This window comes from Chryseobacterium sp. SNU WT5 (assembly GCF_007362475.1).
Classification (GTDB): domain Bacteria; phylum Bacteroidota; class Bacteroidia; order Flavobacteriales; family Weeksellaceae; genus Kaistella.
Genome location: NZ_CP041687.1, coordinates 2,524,361 through 2,540,565, shown reverse-complemented (window position 1 = coordinate 2,540,565; position 16,205 = coordinate 2,524,361). Strand labels below are relative to the sequence as shown.

11 protein-coding genes and 1 riboswitch are annotated in these 16,205 nt (G+C 35.3%); of the genes, 3 read left to right on the top strand and 8 right to left on the bottom strand.

The window, feature by feature from the left end:
- Window positions 1-24 precede the first annotated feature (24 nt).
- A riboswitch (TPP riboswitch) is annotated at window positions 25-114 on the bottom strand.
- Between the two features lie 128 nt (window positions 115-242).
- The 3 genes from FNJ88_RS11995 to msrB form a co-directional block, all read right to left on the bottom strand.
- Window positions 243-842 carry a DUF2911 domain-containing protein gene (locus FNJ88_RS11995; RefSeq protein ID WP_143853413.1) on the bottom strand — a complete coding sequence of 200 codons (600 nt, stop codon included), beginning with the start codon at window positions 840-842 and terminating at the stop codon, window positions 243-245.
- A gap of 142 nt (window positions 843-984) precedes the next feature.
- Window positions 985-1,560, bottom strand: coding sequence for a fasciclin domain-containing protein (locus FNJ88_RS11990; RefSeq protein ID WP_143853411.1), 576 nt, complete (start codon window positions 1,558-1,560; stop codon window positions 985-987).
- 85 nt (window positions 1,561-1,645) lie between these two features.
- Window positions 1,646-2,182, bottom strand: a complete 537-nt coding sequence (gene msrB, locus FNJ88_RS11985; protein ID WP_143853408.1) for a peptide-methionine (R)-S-oxide reductase MsrB — start codon at window positions 2,180-2,182, stop codon at window positions 1,646-1,648.
- Between the two features lie 126 nt (window positions 2,183-2,308).
- Between msrB and FNJ88_RS11980 the strand changes: the two genes are divergently transcribed.
- Both FNJ88_RS11980 and FNJ88_RS11975 read left to right on the top strand, forming a co-directional pair.
- Window positions 2,309-2,851, top strand: a complete 543-nt coding sequence (locus tag FNJ88_RS11980) for an RNA polymerase sigma factor (protein ID WP_228414528.1) — start codon at window positions 2,309-2,311, stop codon at window positions 2,849-2,851.
- Window positions 2,852-2,853: 2 nt separating this feature from the next.
- Entirely contained in the window at window positions 2,854-3,630 is a 777-nt protein-coding gene (locus tag FNJ88_RS11975; protein WP_143853404.1) for an anti-sigma factor domain-containing protein, read from the top strand.
- Window positions 3,631-3,780: 150 nt separating this feature from the next.
- Here FNJ88_RS11975 and FNJ88_RS11970 read toward each other — a convergent pair whose 3' ends face one another.
- From FNJ88_RS11970 to FNJ88_RS11950, 5 genes are all read right to left on the bottom strand, one after another.
- The gene (locus FNJ88_RS11970) at window positions 3,781-7,488 is read right to left on the bottom strand and encodes a DEAD/DEAH box helicase (RefSeq protein WP_143853402.1); all 3,708 of its coding nucleotides are present in this window, start codon (window positions 7,486-7,488) and stop codon (window positions 3,781-3,783) included.
- 198 nt (window positions 7,489-7,686) lie between these two features.
- Complete coding sequence (gene carB / locus FNJ88_RS11965) at window positions 7,687-10,869, bottom strand: carbamoyl-phosphate synthase large subunit (RefSeq protein ID WP_143853401.1); 3,183 nt, start codon at window positions 10,867-10,869, stop codon at window positions 7,687-7,689.
- Between the two features lie 43 nt (window positions 10,870-10,912).
- Window positions 10,913-11,740 (bottom strand): BRO family protein, encoded by an 828-nt coding sequence (locus FNJ88_RS11960; RefSeq protein WP_143853400.1) that lies wholly within the window; start codon window positions 11,738-11,740, stop codon window positions 10,913-10,915.
- 17 nt (window positions 11,741-11,757) lie between these two features.
- Entirely contained in the window at window positions 11,758-12,846 is a 1,089-nt protein-coding gene (gene carA, locus FNJ88_RS11955; protein WP_143853398.1) for a glutamine-hydrolyzing carbamoyl-phosphate synthase small subunit, read from the bottom strand.
- A gap of 15 nt (window positions 12,847-12,861) precedes the next feature.
- Window positions 12,862-13,767, bottom strand: coding sequence for an aspartate carbamoyltransferase catalytic subunit (locus tag FNJ88_RS11950; protein WP_143853396.1), 906 nt, complete (start codon window positions 13,765-13,767; stop codon window positions 12,862-12,864).
- Between the two features lie 489 nt (window positions 13,768-14,256).
- Here FNJ88_RS11950 and acs point away from each other — a divergent pair, with 489 nt between their 5' ends.
- Window positions 14,257-16,164: an acetate--CoA ligase gene (gene acs / locus FNJ88_RS11945; protein ID WP_143853394.1), complete on the top strand. Its 1,908-nt coding sequence runs from the start codon at window positions 14,257-14,259 to the stop codon at window positions 16,162-16,164.
- The last annotated feature ends 41 nt before the right edge of the window (window positions 16,165-16,205 follow it).

Here is a 16,205-nt window from a genome sequence, read left to right as displayed (position 1 = left end):
AATATTTTACCACCGGGATCTCTTTGTAAAAGATCTTACATTCCTTTCGCTGGTCCTAACCAGAGCAAGTTATACGGGTATTATCTCAGCCAGAAGGCACCCCGATGTGTCGCAAAGATAATAATCATTTTGGAATATTCTCTATCATTTTATAAAGAAGAAAGATTAAATTTTAGAAAATATAGCAATCATAACCGCTACAAGTAATCCCATAAAAAAAGTGAACCGAAGTTCACTTTGAATTATTTTTTAGCTGCGGCATCTTTTTCAATCTGCTTAATTTCATTGAGTTTCTCAATAATTTTTGTAACCATTTCGGGTTTGGCTTCTTTTACCGGAATTACCACTTTCGTCATATCCCATTTAAAAACCAGATCTGAAGAATGAGCATCAATTGGATTTAGAGAAATCTCAAACCATTCTTGTTTATCAGCTAATTTTTGAACTGGAACTGTTACGTCTGCAATATTTAGTTTCTCATCGTAAGAATAAGCGCCCCACTGATTGGCATCTTTATTTAAGATTACTTTCCAATCTTTCTCCATAGGAATAACGAATAAACCGTATGTTCCTGCCATCACCTCTTTCCCACCGAAGTTGACATTTTGATCAAAAGTTATTTTGGTTGCACTATTTGCACCTGCACGCCAAACTTTTCCATAAGGAACGAGTTCACCAAAAACTTTTCTCCCTTTAATGCCAGGTCTGCCGTAATCAACAGAAATTTTGGTCATTGAGAATTGCTGTTCTACTTTCTGGCGCGGACTAGCTGTAGGAACATTAAATTGCGAAAACCCACAAAGGGAAAACGATAAGAAAAGAGTAACGAATAATTTTTTCATAAGTTTAATTATATTAGTGAAGAAAATTTTAACAAAGACTAAAGATATAAAAAATTGCAATTCAATATTCAATAAATTTAGGGTCAAAAAAAGCCACCTAAACCGAAGTCTAAGTGGCACCATTAAAAATAAAACTATGAAACTATGGCATTAACACGGTATCGATTACGTGTATAACTCCATTTGATTGGTTAACATCTGCAATTGTAATCTGGGCAGAATTGTTTTTTGCATCTGTAACGTATAATTTTTGACCTTTCATCCAGAATGTTAATTCTTCTCCCTGAACGGTTTTGGCCATGTATTTTTCATTATTTTTCTTAACCCAAGTCATTAGGTCTTTTCCAGAAATTTTTCCAGGAACTACGTGATAGGTTAATATTTTCGTTAGCATTGCTTTGTTTTCCGGTTTTATCAACATCTCTACTGTTCCGGCAGGTAATTTCGCAAAAGCTGCATTGGTTGGAGCGAAAACCGTGAAAGGTCCTTTGCTCGATAAAGTTTCTACCAATCCGGCAGCTTTTACAGCGGCAACTAACGTGGTGTGGTCTTTTGAATTTACTGCATTTTCAACAATGTTTTTGGTAGCGTACATTGGCGCTCCTCCAACCATTACTGTTTTTTCTTTCTTAGCCATCTTCTGTGCGTTGGCGGTGTTTCCGATCGCTAAAGTCATTGTTAAAGCTAAAGCTGCTGTGGTGATTTTTGAAAAGTTCATTTTAAATTGTTTTAATGTTATTTATTATGTTTGTGTTATGATCAGTTACGAGTTGAAACTCGGTTTGGATTTATTTTAATTGAAATTATTTAGAATTTTTTGCAATGGGTTCAAATTCAAGGGAAATAGAATTCATACAAAATCTCTTTTTGTTCGCAGTTGGTCCATCATCGAAAAGGTGACCTAAATGAGCATCGCATCTTCCGCATCGCACTTCTTGTCTCACCATATTATAAGACAGGTCTTTTTTATAGATAACAGACTTAGGTGTTATGGTTTCAAAAAAACTTGGCCAACCGCATGTACTGGCAAATTTTGCATCAGATTTGAAAAGTGCATTTCCACACGCCGCACAATAATACGTTCCTAAACCATCGAATTTATTATACTTTCCGGTATTTGCCATTTCAGTTTCATTCAATCGGGAAACCAAATAAAGATTGTTGTTCAAAACTTTTTTCCATTCTGAATTCTTCACTTTTAAAATCTTCGTATCCGTTCTGGAATAAAAAGGATTGACGATATTTTTACCATTCACTTTCTGAATTTTCTGCGCATTCATATTTTGAAAACCGAAGGTTCCTAATAATAAGACTGCTGATATTTTAATTAAATTTTTCATTTCTTTATTAATTATACAAGGATATACGGAGAACTTGAGATTTTGGTTTTATATCTTAAATAAAAAAACTACTTTTGAGGTCGAATACAACTATTGATTAAAGAAACCCTTTCACCAGATCAAATTTTGTCTTTACTATTAAGTAGAGATGAAAAAGGGTTTAATTATTTATACAAAAATTATTCGGGTGCACTTTATGGAGTCATCATCAGAATCGTTCGGTATGAGGTAGAAGCCAATGAAGTTTTGCAGGATGTTTTTGTAAAAATCTGGAATTCTGCTAAAAGTTTCGATGCTACAAAAGCTTCATTATACACGTGGATGCTGAATATCGCTAGAAATTCTGCTATTGACCGATTAAAATCAAAATCTTTTCAGAACGATTTACAAAACCAAAGTATCCCAGACTTCGTAAATGATGGTATAGGACTTTCTACGGAACAGTCTCATGAATTTAATGAAGTGCAGGATCGGGTAAATACGTTGCGAGATGATTACAAAATAATTATTAACAAAGCTTATTTCGGAGGATTAACTCAAGAAGAAATAGCTGAAGAATTACAAATACCACTCGGAACCGTAAAAACAAGAACAAGAGCTGCATTAATAGAACTACGAGAAATTTTAAAGGAATTTAAATTTATTTTTTTATTTTTTTTAATTAAATAAAAGTGGATATAAAAACTTACATATCATCAGGCGTCATCGAAGCATACGTAACGGGGAATATTTCTCCGGAGGAATCTTCGATCTTGGAATGTGTGATGAAAAATAATGCGGAAGTAATGCAAGCAGTTTTTGAAGTACAACAGATTTTCGAACAATTAGCAACAAGTCAAGCCATTCAACCTCCAGCTCATTTAGAAGCTGCGATCCGCAGTAAAATTGAGTTTGGAAATCTGGAATCAGTTGGAGGAAAAATAATCCCTTTAACGCAGAAAAAAAAGATTGAAACTCCGGCAACCAATTTCCCGATGTGGATGAAAGCGGCTTCTGTAGCTGTACTTTTCGGATTGGGTTATATGGGTTATGAAGTTGGATCGAAAAGTGCGCAGTTAGAAAAAATTGCACAAAACAACATTGAACTTTCAACCAAAGTTTCCAATTTAGAACAAATGAACTCTATGATCATGAATTCAAAAAAAATTGAATTGAAAGGCGTTGAAAATCATCCGAATATGTTGGCAGATGTTTACTGGCACACTTCGAAAAAGGTATTTCTGGAAATCAAAAATCTGCCGGCCGCACCAACTGGAAAACAATATCAACTTTGGGCGATTGTAGATGGTAAACCTGTAGATATGGGAATGTATTCTGCGAAATCAGATTCGACAGTGCAAGAAATGAAATCAGTTGATAATGCACAAGCCTTCGCCATCACTCTCGAAAAGGAAGGTGGAAACGCAACCCCGACTATGGAGGAAATGTATGTGATGGGCACGATATAGAAAGAAAACTTATTTTAAAATATAAAAGCGAAGATTTGTTCTTCGCTTTTTTGTCTGGATATTAATAATTGTAATTCTGCGTTGAATTCATTATTTCTAAAAATATCGAGTGTAGATTATTATACTTTAAAGCATTAGCATTCAAGGAAATTAACTAAACAATTCCTTCACTTCATTGATATCAAATGATTTTTTCTCCTCATCTATCGAAATAATACTCGAAGCTACATTTTCCTTTTTTTTCTGCAGCGAAACAATTTTTTCTTCGATAGTATCTTTACAAATCATACGATACGCCATTACTTTTTTGGTTTGTCCGATTCGATAACAACGATCAATCGCTTGATTTTCTACCGCAGGATTCCACCACGGATCGATGATGAAAACATAATCCGCCTCAGTCAAATTTAACCCAGTTCCGCCTGCTTTAAGACTGATTAAAAACACCCGAATATCGGCATTATTTTGAAATTTTTCTACCCGTTCTTGTCTATTGGTAGTTTGTCCGTCCAGATATTCATATGAAATCTGATCTTCTTCTAGTCTTGTTTTTACAATTTGAAGCATTTTTACAAACTGCGAAAAAACCAAAATTTTATGATTTCCTGTTTTTTCTTTGATATTTTCCATCAAAATTTCGAGTTTTACCGAGTAATTTCCAAAATCCTCTTCCGCTGGAATAAGCGCAGTCGAATTACAAATTTGCCGTAGTTTAGTTAAACCTTCTAAAATATACATTTGCGATTTTTCCACCCCGTTTTCATCAATTTTGTTCAATAAATAATCACGGTATTTATCTTTGAAAGTGTTGTAAACTGCACGTTGCTCTTTTTCCATTTCACAGAAAATAATGCTTTCTGTTTTTTCCGGCAATTCTGTGGCAACTTGTTCTTTGGTTCTTCGCAACATAAATGGCGTAATAATTTTACTCAAGATTTGCGATGCTGCAATATCTTTTTCTTTATCAATTGCATCTGAAAAAATCTTTTTGAAATGGGTCATATTACCCAATAATCCAGGATTTAGGAAATTGAGTTGAGCATACAAATCAAAAGTATTATTTTCAATAGGTGTTCCAGTAAGTGCAATTTTATTGTAAGAATTTAATAATCTAACCGCTTTATATCTTTTAGAATTCGGATTTTTTATGGCTTGACTTTCATCTAAAATGACATAATGAAATTTAAAATCTTTTAAAAATTGAATATCATTTAATAAGGAACCATAAGTAGAAATGATTACATCATATTTCTTAAAATCGTCTTTGTTTTCGTGTCTGTTTAATCCTGTAAAAGTGAGCATTTTCAGGGTTGGACAAAACTTATCTATTTCATTTCGCCAGTTAAAAATTAAGGAAGTTGGCGCAATAATTAATGAAGGCTGAATGTTGGGATTTGTTACTTTCAAATGTTGCAAAAAAGCAATGGTTTGTAAAGTTTTACCTAAACCCATATCGTCTGCTAAACAGCCACCCAATTGGTTTTTGTCTAGAAAAGCAAGCCAGTTCAAACCATGTTGTTGATAATCTCGAAGTTTTGCTTTTATCCCTTTTGGAATCGCAACTGTTTCAATTTCAGTGATGTTTTGCAAACGATTTTTTTTACGGTACAATTCTTCCAGAAAATCAGGTTTTGTGTCTACTTCCTGATACAATTCGTCAATAATTCCGAACTGATAATTGGACATTTGAATTCCGTTTTTCTTTACTTCACCAGTTTTGAAATAGTTTGCAAATTTTTTCATCCATTCTTCTGGGAGAATTCCTAATGTTCCGTCGCCCAGAGTTACATAATTTGATTTCTTTATAAATGCTTTTTGCAATTCTTTAATATTGACTTTTTGATTGCCAAAACTGATGTCAATTTCGATATCAAACCAATCAATATCCGACTTTAAATTAACTTGAATTACGGGCTTATTCAAATTAAATTTAAAAGATTTTAAATCGTTCGCGCCAAAAACAGTCATTCCTAATTGCTTCATTCTTTCGATGGAATGTAACATCCAATAGTTTTCGAAAAGTTCCTCGGGAGTCAGAAAAAAGATATTTTCCTGTGTTTCAAAATTGGGATGAAGGCTCCGGAATTCCTCAACAAAATTGTCCTCAAAAGATTGATTTCTTTCCAATAATTTTTTCTGATTTTCATCAAATAAAAACTCTGTAGAAAGTACATCTACCAATTGATCTTTATATTTCACCGCCAGTTTAAAAACGATAAATTCTCCAACATGATCTGTAAGATATACTTGTTTTTCTAATAATTCTTCGCCAGTTTTCGCTTTGCTTTTTTTAAAAACAGTCGACTGAATTTCGAATTTTTTAGATAAGGGTTTGATGATTTTATCAAAAAATTCTGGAGTATCTTTTTTGAGGTAACTAATTTCTGAAAACTTTTGATAATGCAAAATATAAGCAGATAATTTTGCATCTCTAATCGGAATTATGAGATTATCCAAAAAAATATAAAGTGGCGAAATCTGCAATGCTGCGGCATTTAAATTGTAATTTTTATCTTCAATACAGAGTTTCGCTTTTAAAGTATAGAAGTAAGGCGTTTCAGATAAACTGAAAAATAATTTGATATCTTTATTTTCAATTTTTGCTTGTGTAAGGTTTTTGCGAACCAGACTTTTGCCTCCATCAAAAATAAAATTGAATTTATTTTCTATCAATTTCAAAAAATATACATTGGCAGAAACGGCTTTCTTTAGGTATTGAATATCTTTAGAAATCTTAAACTTTGCCAAACTTCGATCAATTTGGATGGATTTTAAGATAAGTGTTTGCTCTTCTGCGCTATCATAAACCATCAAAGCGTCCTCAAAATTGCTGGAATTAATTGGAACTACAGAAGAAGAAAAATCGGTTCTGGTTTTGTTATATTTTGCTTGAAAAAGGTTTGTTCTGGTAAAGGTTTTTCGGTAAAATTCAAAAAAAACACCCAAACCAAAATCATTAACCACTTTGGAAAATTCGGGTAGTTTGATTGACATATCATCTAAATCGTTCTCTATCAAAATGGAAATGTCTCGAGAACCTGAAACTAAATTATCCACTTTGTAACTTGCCTGAAAACCTCTTGAGGTCAATTGAAAATTGAAAATAGAATGGTAATCTTCATCGAGCGAAAAACCATTTTCAACCACAATTTTCTCAATTTTTTTCTGAAAATAATTTTCGGTGAAAAAATCATTACCAAAAACTTCTACAATTTTTTTTAATGCTGTTGCCAAATGTTCACACATCTTTTTATGTTTAGCACAACTGCATTTAAAATCTATGAAATTTGTTTTGAGATCAAATTTCAAAATCTGATTATAGCTGTACCAACCTTTTAATTGAAAATGGACTTCATTTTTATCAACTTCAACAATTTGAAGTTCATCTGGACCTTTATATCGATTATCAGGCTGTACAGTCCATTCTTCAATAATCTCATCCGTAATTATTGCATCTGGTAGAAAAATTTTATCAGACTGATACTTTATTTCTGGAATTGTTTTTTTTATTTGAATATTTTTTGCGGGAATAATATTTCCAAATAAATCTACATTTTGACCAGTCGTGATGGCATTTACAATTTGATCTGCATAATTAACAATAATTGTATTCAAAGAAGCGATGACATGTTTACAAATTCCCGGATAATTATTTTTATAAGGACAATTGCAGGAAGTTTCTATTCCGTTTTGAAAATCAACTAAAATTTGATAATCATATCCAGAATTTCCATCATAAGTAAACTCAAAATGGGAGTTAGAATGGCTAATCAATTTAGGATCTACGTAATAAGAATTGCTTCTGGAGCTAGGATTGCTATTATCTTTGATGTATTTCTTAATGGTTTTAACATCCATTTTAGCTAAATTTTTTCAAATATATAAAATGATTTTTTGGTTAGATTTGTTTTTTCGAAATATTAATTTTGACAGATTAGGAAAGTTCTTAGAATTGCTAATCTAAAATTTGTTTCAAAAAAAGCGAAGAATAATTCTTCGCCTTTCTTTTATTTTCTAAACCTTCAAGGATTTTAAATCCTTGAAGGTTTGAATAATTTACATCTTCTCCATTTTAAAACTCATACTTTCAATCACTTTTAAAATCGCTTCCACCGTATCCATTGAAGTCAAACACGGAACGCCGTTTTCTACAGAAGTTCTTCGGATCTGGAAACCATCTCTTTCGGATTGTTTACCTTTGGTCATGGTATTTACAATGTATTGAACTTTTCCGGTTTGAATTAAATCAATCAGATTTATTTCTGGATTCTCTTCAATTTTGTAACCTATTTTAGTGCGAACGCCATGTTCTTCAAAATAATTGGCAGTTCCTTCGGTTGCCCAAATTCTAAATCCAATCTCCTGGAATCTTCTCGCCAATTCACAAGCTTCTGGCTTATGTTTATCGGCAACAGTGAACAGAATCGCACCATGCAAAGGAACTTTTCTTCCGGCGCCAATTAAACCTTTGTATAATGCTTTTTCAAGCGTGGTATCTTTCCCCATTACTTCGCCAGTCGATTTCATCTCTGGTCCGAGGGAAATATCAACTCTCGTTAATTTTGAGAAAGAGAAGACGGGAACTTTCACGTAAACTCCTTCTTTCACTGGAGCCAATCCGTTTTTGTAACCTAAGTCTTTTAATTTCTGTCCAAGGATCACTTTTGTGGCTAAATTCGCCATCGGGATTTCCGTAATTTTTGATAAGAAAGGAACGGTTCTACTTGATCTTGGATTCACTTCGATCACATAAACTCCACCTTGATATAACACATATTGAATATTCATTAATCCAATAACGTTCAATCCTTTCGCCAATCTTTCCGTGTAATCGACCAAAGTTGCAATTTGTTCAGCGCTGATATTTTGAGGTGGATAAACCGCGATCGAATCTCCGGAGTGAACTCCTGCTCGTTCGATATGTTCCATAATTCCAGGAATCACCACCGTTTCGCCGTCAGAAATCGCATCAACTTCAACTTCTTTTCCGGTCAAATAACGATCGATCAATATTGGATGTTCCGGATTTTCTTTCACCGCATTCGTCATATAATGATCAAGTTCATGTTCATCATAAACGATTTCCATGGCTCTTCCACCCAATACGTAACTCGGACGAACTAAAACCGGGAAACCGATCTCATTGGCAATGACCAAAGCATCTTCTTTCGTAAAACAGGTTTTCCCTAAAGGTTGCGGAATTCCCATTTCCTGAAGGGCAGCTTCAAATTTATTTCGATTTTCAGCACGGTCTAAATCTTCAAGTGAGGTTCCCAAGATCTGAACGCCATGTGCTGCTAATTTATCCGCTAAGTTGATGGCGGTCTGGCCGCCAAACTGAACAACAACGCCTTTTGGCTTTTCGAGTTCGATGATGTTCATCACATCTTCTTCCGTAATCGGTTCGAAATATAATTTATCTGAGATCGAGAAATCGGTAGAAACAGTTTCCGGATTATTATTAATGATAATTGCTTCGTAGCCCATTTCTTTTATTGCCCAAACCGAGTGAACTGTCGCGTAATCGAATTCTACTCCTTGACCAATTCTGATCGGACCAGAACCTAAAACGATAATTTTTTCTTTATCAGAAGGAACACTTTCGTTTTCTTCTTCGTAAGTCCCGTAAAAATAAGGGGTCTCACTTTCGAATTCTGCGGCGCAAGTATCAACCATTTTATAAACCGGCATCACTCCGTTATTTTTTCGGTATTCAAAAATTTCTTTTTGAGTAGAATCCCATAAAGTGGCGATACTCATATCTGAAAACCCTAATTTCTTGGCTTCCAATAAAATTTCCTTATTGAATTTGTTTTCAGCGATTACCTTTTCGAAATCGATCAATTTTTTAATTTTCCAAATGAAGAATTTATCGATTTTGCTCCACTCTACTATTTTTTCCCAGTCGTAACCTCGTCGTAAAGCATCACCAATAATGAACAAACGCTCATCATCACAAACTCTTATTCTTCTTTCGATTTCCTCGTCGGTTAAAGCTGCAGCATCTTTTGATTTGAGGCCGATATGTCTTAAACCAGTTTCCAGAGAACGGATTGCTTTCTGCAAAGATTCCTCAAAATTACGACCGATTGCCATGACTTCACCAGTCGCTTTCATTTGGGTAGAAAGTCGTCGGTCAGCAGTTTCAAATTTATCAAAAGGAAAACGTGGGAATTTCGTCACTACATAATCCAAAGCGGGTTCAAAACATGCGTAGGTTTTTCCTGTCACTGGATTCATAATTTCATCTAAAGTCAAACCAACCGCAATTTTAGCGGCAATTTTCGCAATCGGATAACCGGTTGCTTTACTTGCTAAAGCTGATGAACGGGAAACTCTTGGATTTACTTCAATGATATAATAATCGTAAGAATTCGGATCCAAAGCCAGTTGAACATTACATCCACCTTCGATTCCTAAAGCACGAATAATTTTTAATGAAGAGTTTCTCAACATTTGGTATTCTCTATCAGAAAGCGTTTGCGAAGGCGCCACTACGATTGAATCTCCAGTATGAATTCCAACCGGGTCAATATTTTCCATATTACAGACAACGATTGCATTGTCGTTTTTGTCGCGCATTACTTCATATTCGATCTCTTTGAAACCAGCAATTGATTTCTCGATCAAACACTGGCGAACTGGACTATATTTTAATCCGAAACTTGTAATCTCTTTCAGTTCTTCATCATTATTTGCAATTCCACCACCAGTTCCTCCCATCGTAAATGCTGGACGAACAATCACAGGATAACCAATGTTATGAGCAAATTCCAACGCAGACTGAACATTATTTACAATATCAGAATCCGGAACGGGTTCTTTTAATTCCCGCATCAAATTCCGGAATAAATCACGGTCTTCAGCTTGATTAATGGCCGAAAGTTTAGTTCCTAAAACTTCCACTTTACATTCTTCAAGAATTCCAGAATTTTCCAATTCTACTGCCATGTTTAATCCGGTTTGTCCGCCCAACGTTGGTAAAAGCGCATCTGGTCTTTCTTTGCGTATAATATGACTTACGAATTCCAAAGAGATCGGTTCGATATAAACTTTGTCAGCAATTTCTACATCGGTCATAATCGTTGCCGGATTAGAGTTGATGAGGATTACTTTGTAACCTTCTTCTCTTAAAGATAAGCAAGCCTGAGTTCCTGCGTAATCGAATTCTGCGGCCTGTCCGATGATGATGGGACCAGAGCCAATTACTAAAATTGTTTTTATGTCGGTTCTTTTCATTTTTTTTACTTTGATTTAAAAGTGAAGATTATATACTTTTAAATTATTTTTTAGGTTTATTTTCTAACATTTTTTTCGCAGATAAATCACTCACTACTTTTTTACCGGTTTTAGATTCTAATTCCAGCCTTGCTACTTTTGCAACATTTCCACCTTGTTGTGCAACGGTTTTATTTTCATCAAAAGTTTCGGGATTTACTGCTTGCGAAATATCTTTCGTAGATGCTTCTGCCAACATATTCAGAATCAATTCGGTGTTGGTCATATTATCCCGAAGATTTTCTTTTTTAAGACCTTTGTGTTTTTTGTATTCTTTGGTGTTTTTATCACTCCAACCTTTAGTGATGATATCTGTTAGGACGGCGAATTGTTGTCCTCCTTTCATTCCAAGACGTTTCCATTCATCTGTTAATTCTTTTCGGATTTCAATACTTTTTAATCTTTGATTAATCCAATTTTCGGAATATCCTAAATTCAAATAATCCTGCATTGCTTTATTAATGCTTAACTCCGGATCCTGCATTTCATCGAGTCGATCTGAACCGACTTGAGCCAACCAAAGTTTAAAAGGTTCTGCTTTTTTAGAAGGAACGGATTGGATAATTCTTAAAAGTCCTTTGGTATCTGACGCTTGTATTTTTCGTCTTTTTCCATCTGCAGCTTGCATTTCAACTAGGGTACAAATTGTACCCCAGTTTAATTTTAAAGATTCATCTCTTGAAAGTAAGCGTTTAATATATTGTTTAACATCGCTGCTTTCAGTCAAAACCTCTACAACATCCTGCACTGAAAAATACCATTTCTCTTGCTCCTCGTCCCACACCGAACGAACTTGTTTTTGTTCAAAAAGTTGGATATTCGTGGTTTTCATAATAAAAGTTGTTAAACTTAAATTGACGAATCTTTGACTTTAAACTGTTCCATCATTTCAATAAATTCATCAAACAAATAATTTGAATCTTCGGGACCAGGACTGGATTCCGGATGATGCTGAACAGAAAAACAAGGATAAAGTTTATGTTTTACACCTTCATTTGTTCGGTCATTTAAAGCAATGTGCGTTTCTTCTAAATCGGTATTTTTTAAAGATTCCTGATCGACAGCATAACTGTGATTTTGAGAAGTGATGGCAACTTTATTCGTTTTCAAATCTAAAACCGGGTGATTTCCACCGCGATGTCCAAACTTTAATTTGAACGTTTTGGCTCCACTTGCAAGCGCAATTAATTGATGACCTAAACAGATTCCGAAAACTGGAACTTTACCCAATAATTTCTGAATCATTTCGGTTGCTCCTTTCACATCTTGTGGATCTCCGGGACCATTGGAAAGCATGATTCCGTCTGGATTCATTAATAGAATCTCTTCGGCAGTGATATCGTGCGAAACTACGGTAACATCGCAATCTCTTTGAGTAAGTTCTCTTAAAATTCCCAATTTTGAACCGAAGTCTACCAAAACAACTTTCAAACCTCTTCCAGGACTTGCGTAAGCGGTTTTTGTTGATACTCGTGCCACTTGATCGGTATTAAATTCGGTGTTTTTTAAGCTAGCTATAACTGAATTCTCATCTGCGTTTTCATTAACAATCTTAGCTTTAACACTCCCTGAGTTACGAATGATACGTGTTAATCTTCTGGTATCAATTCCGGAAATACCGGAAAGATTTCTTTTTTGAAAGAACTCACTCAACGTCATTTGGTTTCGGAAATTCGATGGAAAATCGCAAACTTCTTTTACAATTAGACCTTTAATTGCGGGTTCTATACTCTCATAATCATCACGGTTAATTCCGTAATTTCCGATCAAAGGATAGGTCATGCAAACGATTTGTCCGCAGTAGGAAGGATCAGAAATTAATTCCTGATAACCCGTCATTCCCGTATTGAATACTACTTCGCCTTCAATTTCCTGATCGGCTCCGAAACCATTGCCATGGAAAACCTCTCCAGATTCTAATACTAATTTCTTTTTCATTTATATTTTTTATTCTTACTTTTTTTCTACGAATTCAAATCCTTTTGTTTCCAAAGCGGTTTTCAGTATGGCCATTCTTGCGAAGACCCCATTTTCCATTTGTTTGAAAATTCTGGAACGTTTACATTCTACCAACTCATCATCAATCTCTACACCTCTGTTGATAGGTGCCGGATGCATAATGATTGCATTCTTCTTCATTGCGCGCTCCCGCTCTTTTGTTAAACCGAATTGTCGGTGGTATTTTTCTGTAGAGAACTTTAGTTTCTCATCACTATCATGTCTTTCATGTTGAATTCTCAATAGCATTAAAACATCTACTTCTTTAATTAAATCGTCTATTGACAGATAAGTTCCGTTAATTATCGTGCCTTCGTCAAACCATTGTTCCGGTCCAGAGAAATACACTTTTGCTCCGAGCTTTCTTAAAACTTCTGCATTAGAATTTGCAACTCTGCTGTGTTTAATATCACCTACAATACCAACTTTCAGTCCTGTGAATTTGCCAAATTCCTGCTCAATGGTCATTAAATCTAAAAGATTCTGCGATGGGTGATTTCCAGTACCATCACCACCATTGATGATAGAAATATCAATTCCTTTAAAATCATCATAAAATTTCTCTTTTTTGTGTCGGATCACACAAAGATCAACTCCAATACTTTTCAGCGTTTTAACCGTATCATATAAAGATTCTCCCTTATTTACAGAGCTTGCAGAAACATCAAAGGGAACAACATTGAGTCCCAACTTTCTTTCAGCGACATCAAAACTTGTTTTTGTTCTGGTACTGTCTTCAAAAAATAGGTTGGAAACATAAATTTCAGTTTTGGCTTTCAAAACTTTCCCTTTGGAAAATTCGTCGGCTTCCTGAAGCAATTTGTTGATTTTTTCTACGGATAAGTCGGCAGTTCTGAGCATAATTTTAGTTTTTAAATCAAAAAAAAACGAAGCCAATGGAGCTTCGTTTTGCTAATAAATATCGTGAATATCGGCATTACTGCCTTTATGTAAATTGTCTAATGGAAATGTTCTTTTCATTAGATGCAAAGATATAATTTTATTTTGAAATGAAAAATTGATTTTTTCATTTGGGGTGATGAAAGAGAAAAAAAAACACTATCTGCTCTCTATTAAATTACACAAATGACTATTATAATGACGTTTATGAGCAATTTCCAAAAGCGACTATAATTATTTAAAAAATGATAATTTTATTTTGTACATATTAAATTAATGCTATCTGTAAATTTTAAAGTAACTTTAAAAAACAATCTCCGCGACTAACTAGCCCTGATAGAAGCGGTTACCCCACAACAGGCGTTGGGAAAAGCTTGGGCGTGAGGAGTATGAGCGGATAGCAGGTTCCTGGCTCCTGAATAAAATTAGAATTAAAAAAAATAAAATATTATGAAAAATTATGTGATAGACGATTTGCCGGACTATTTTAAACAGTACAAAAAATCGATTAAAAACCCGAAAAAATTCTGGGATAAGGTTGCTGATGAAAATTTTGTGTGGTACCAACGCTGGTCGAAAGTGGTTTCTTACGATATGGAAAATGCGAAAATTGAGTGGTTTAAAAATGCAAAACTGAACATCACCAAAAACTGTATTGATCGGCATTTGAATGAACGTGGCGATAAAACGGCGATTATTTTTGAACCGAATGATCCGAAAGAAGAGGCGCAACATATTTCGTACAGAGAGTTGCGCGATCGCGTTTGCAAAATGGCCAATGTGCTGCGTGATTTAGGCGTGGAGAAAGGCGATCGGGTTTGTATTTATCTGCCGATGATTCCGGAACTGGCGGTTACGATGTTGGCTTGTGCGAGATTGGGTGCGATTCACTCCGTAATTTTTGCGGGATTTTCTGCCAATGCTGTAGAATCCAGAGTGAATGATTGTGGTGCGAAAGTGATCATTTGTTCCGATGGAAGTTTCCGTGGTGCAAAATCCATTGATTTGAAAGGAATCATCGATGAAGCCGTAGATAAATGTCCGACTGTTGAAAAAGTTTTGGTGGTGAAAAGAACTGGCGGCGAAGTGAAAATGAAAAAAGGACGGGATATTTGGCTGGCTCCACTTTATGACAAAGCCCCTTCTGATTTTATTTCAGTGATCATGGATGCGGAGGATCCTTTGTTTATTTTATATACTTCCGGCTCGACGGGAAAACCGAAAGGAATGTTGCATACGACGGCAGGATTTATGGTTTTCACTGCTTATACTTTTAAAAATGTTTTCAACTATAAAGAGAATGATATTTACTGGTGTACGGCGGATATCGGCTGGATCACGGGACATTCCTACATTTTGTACGGACCGTTGGCAAATGGTGCGACGACCGTTATTTTTGAAGGAGTTCCGACTTATCCTGAACCCGATCGTTTCTGGAAAGTTATTGAAAAACATAAAGTAACTCAATTTTATACGGCTCCGACCGCAATTCGTGCCTTGGCAAAAGAATCTTACGAATGGGTGGAAAAACATGATCTGTCTAGTTTAAGAGTGATTGGATCCGTTGGTGAACCGATCAATGATGAAGCGTGGCATTGGTATAACGATCATGTTGGCAAGAAAAAATGTCCAATTGTTGATACTTGGTGGCAAACTGAAACGGGTGGAATTATGATTTCGCCTTTGCCTTTTATCACGCCAACAAAACCGACTTACGCGACGTTGCCTTTGCCGGGAATTCAGCCCGTTTTAATGGATGATAAACGTAACGAAATTACCGGAAATCAGGTTGATGGAAATCTCTGTATTCGTTTTCCGTGGCCCGGAATTGCGCGTACGATTTGGGGAGATCATCAAAGATATAAAGAAACTTATTTCACGGCTTTCCCTGGAAAATATTTTACGGGAGATGGCGCTTTGAGAGATGAAGTTGGTTACTACAGAATCACCGGACGTGTTGATGACGTGATCATTGTTTCCGGTCATAATTTGGGAACTGCACCCATTGAGGATAGTGTTAATCAACATCCAGCTGTGGCAGAATCTGCGATCGTTGGATATCCGCACGATGTGAAGGGAAGTGCGCTGTATGGTTTCGTAATGCTGAAAGACAGCGGTGAGGAACGTGATAAAGATAATTTGAGAAAAGAAATAAACGGAGTGATTTCAGATACGATAGGACCGATCGCAAAACTGGATAAAATTCAGTTTGTTTCTGCCTTGCCGAAAACACGTTCCGGCAAAATCATGCGTCGTATTTTGAGAAAAATTGCGGAAGGTGATTTTGCTAATTTCGGAGATACTTCTACACTTTTGAATCCAGAGATTGTGGAGGAGATTAAGAATGAGAAGATTTGATTTGATGATGTGTTGATGAGATAATGTGTTGATGAGAACAC

Excerpts from the sequence above, each read along its gene's own strand:
- FNJ88_RS11950 (WP_143853396.1), bottom strand. The coding sequence starts at position 13,767 with ATGCTCAGAACTGCCGACTTATCCGTAGAAAAAATCAACAAATTGCTT.
- FNJ88_RS11995 (WP_143853413.1), bottom strand. The coding sequence starts at position 842 with ATGAAAAAATTATTCGTTACTCTTTTCTTATCGTTTTCCCTTTGTGGG.
- carB (WP_143853401.1), bottom strand. The coding sequence starts at position 10,869 with ATGAAAAGAACCGACATAAAAACAATTTTAGTAATTGGCTCTGGTCCC.
- msrB (WP_143853408.1), bottom strand. The coding sequence starts at position 2,182 with ATGAAAAATTTAATTAAAATATCAGCAGTCTTATTATTAGGAACCTTC.
- carA (WP_143853398.1), bottom strand. The coding sequence starts at position 12,846 with ATGAAAAAGAAATTAGTATTAGAATCTGGAGAGGTTTTCCATGGCAAT.
- FNJ88_RS11960 (WP_143853400.1), bottom strand. The coding sequence starts at position 11,740 with ATGAAAACCACGAATATCCAACTTTTTGAACAAAAACAAGTTCGTTCG.
- FNJ88_RS11990 (WP_143853411.1), bottom strand. The coding sequence starts at position 1,560 with ATGAACTTTTCAAAAATCACCACAGCAGCTTTAGCTTTAACAATGACT.
- acs (WP_143853394.1), top strand. The coding sequence starts at position 14,257 with ATGAAAAATTATGTGATAGACGATTTGCCGGACTATTTTAAACAGTAC.
- FNJ88_RS11970 (WP_143853402.1), bottom strand. The coding sequence starts at position 7,488 with ATGGATGTTAAAACCATTAAGAAATACATCAAAGATAATAGCAATCCT.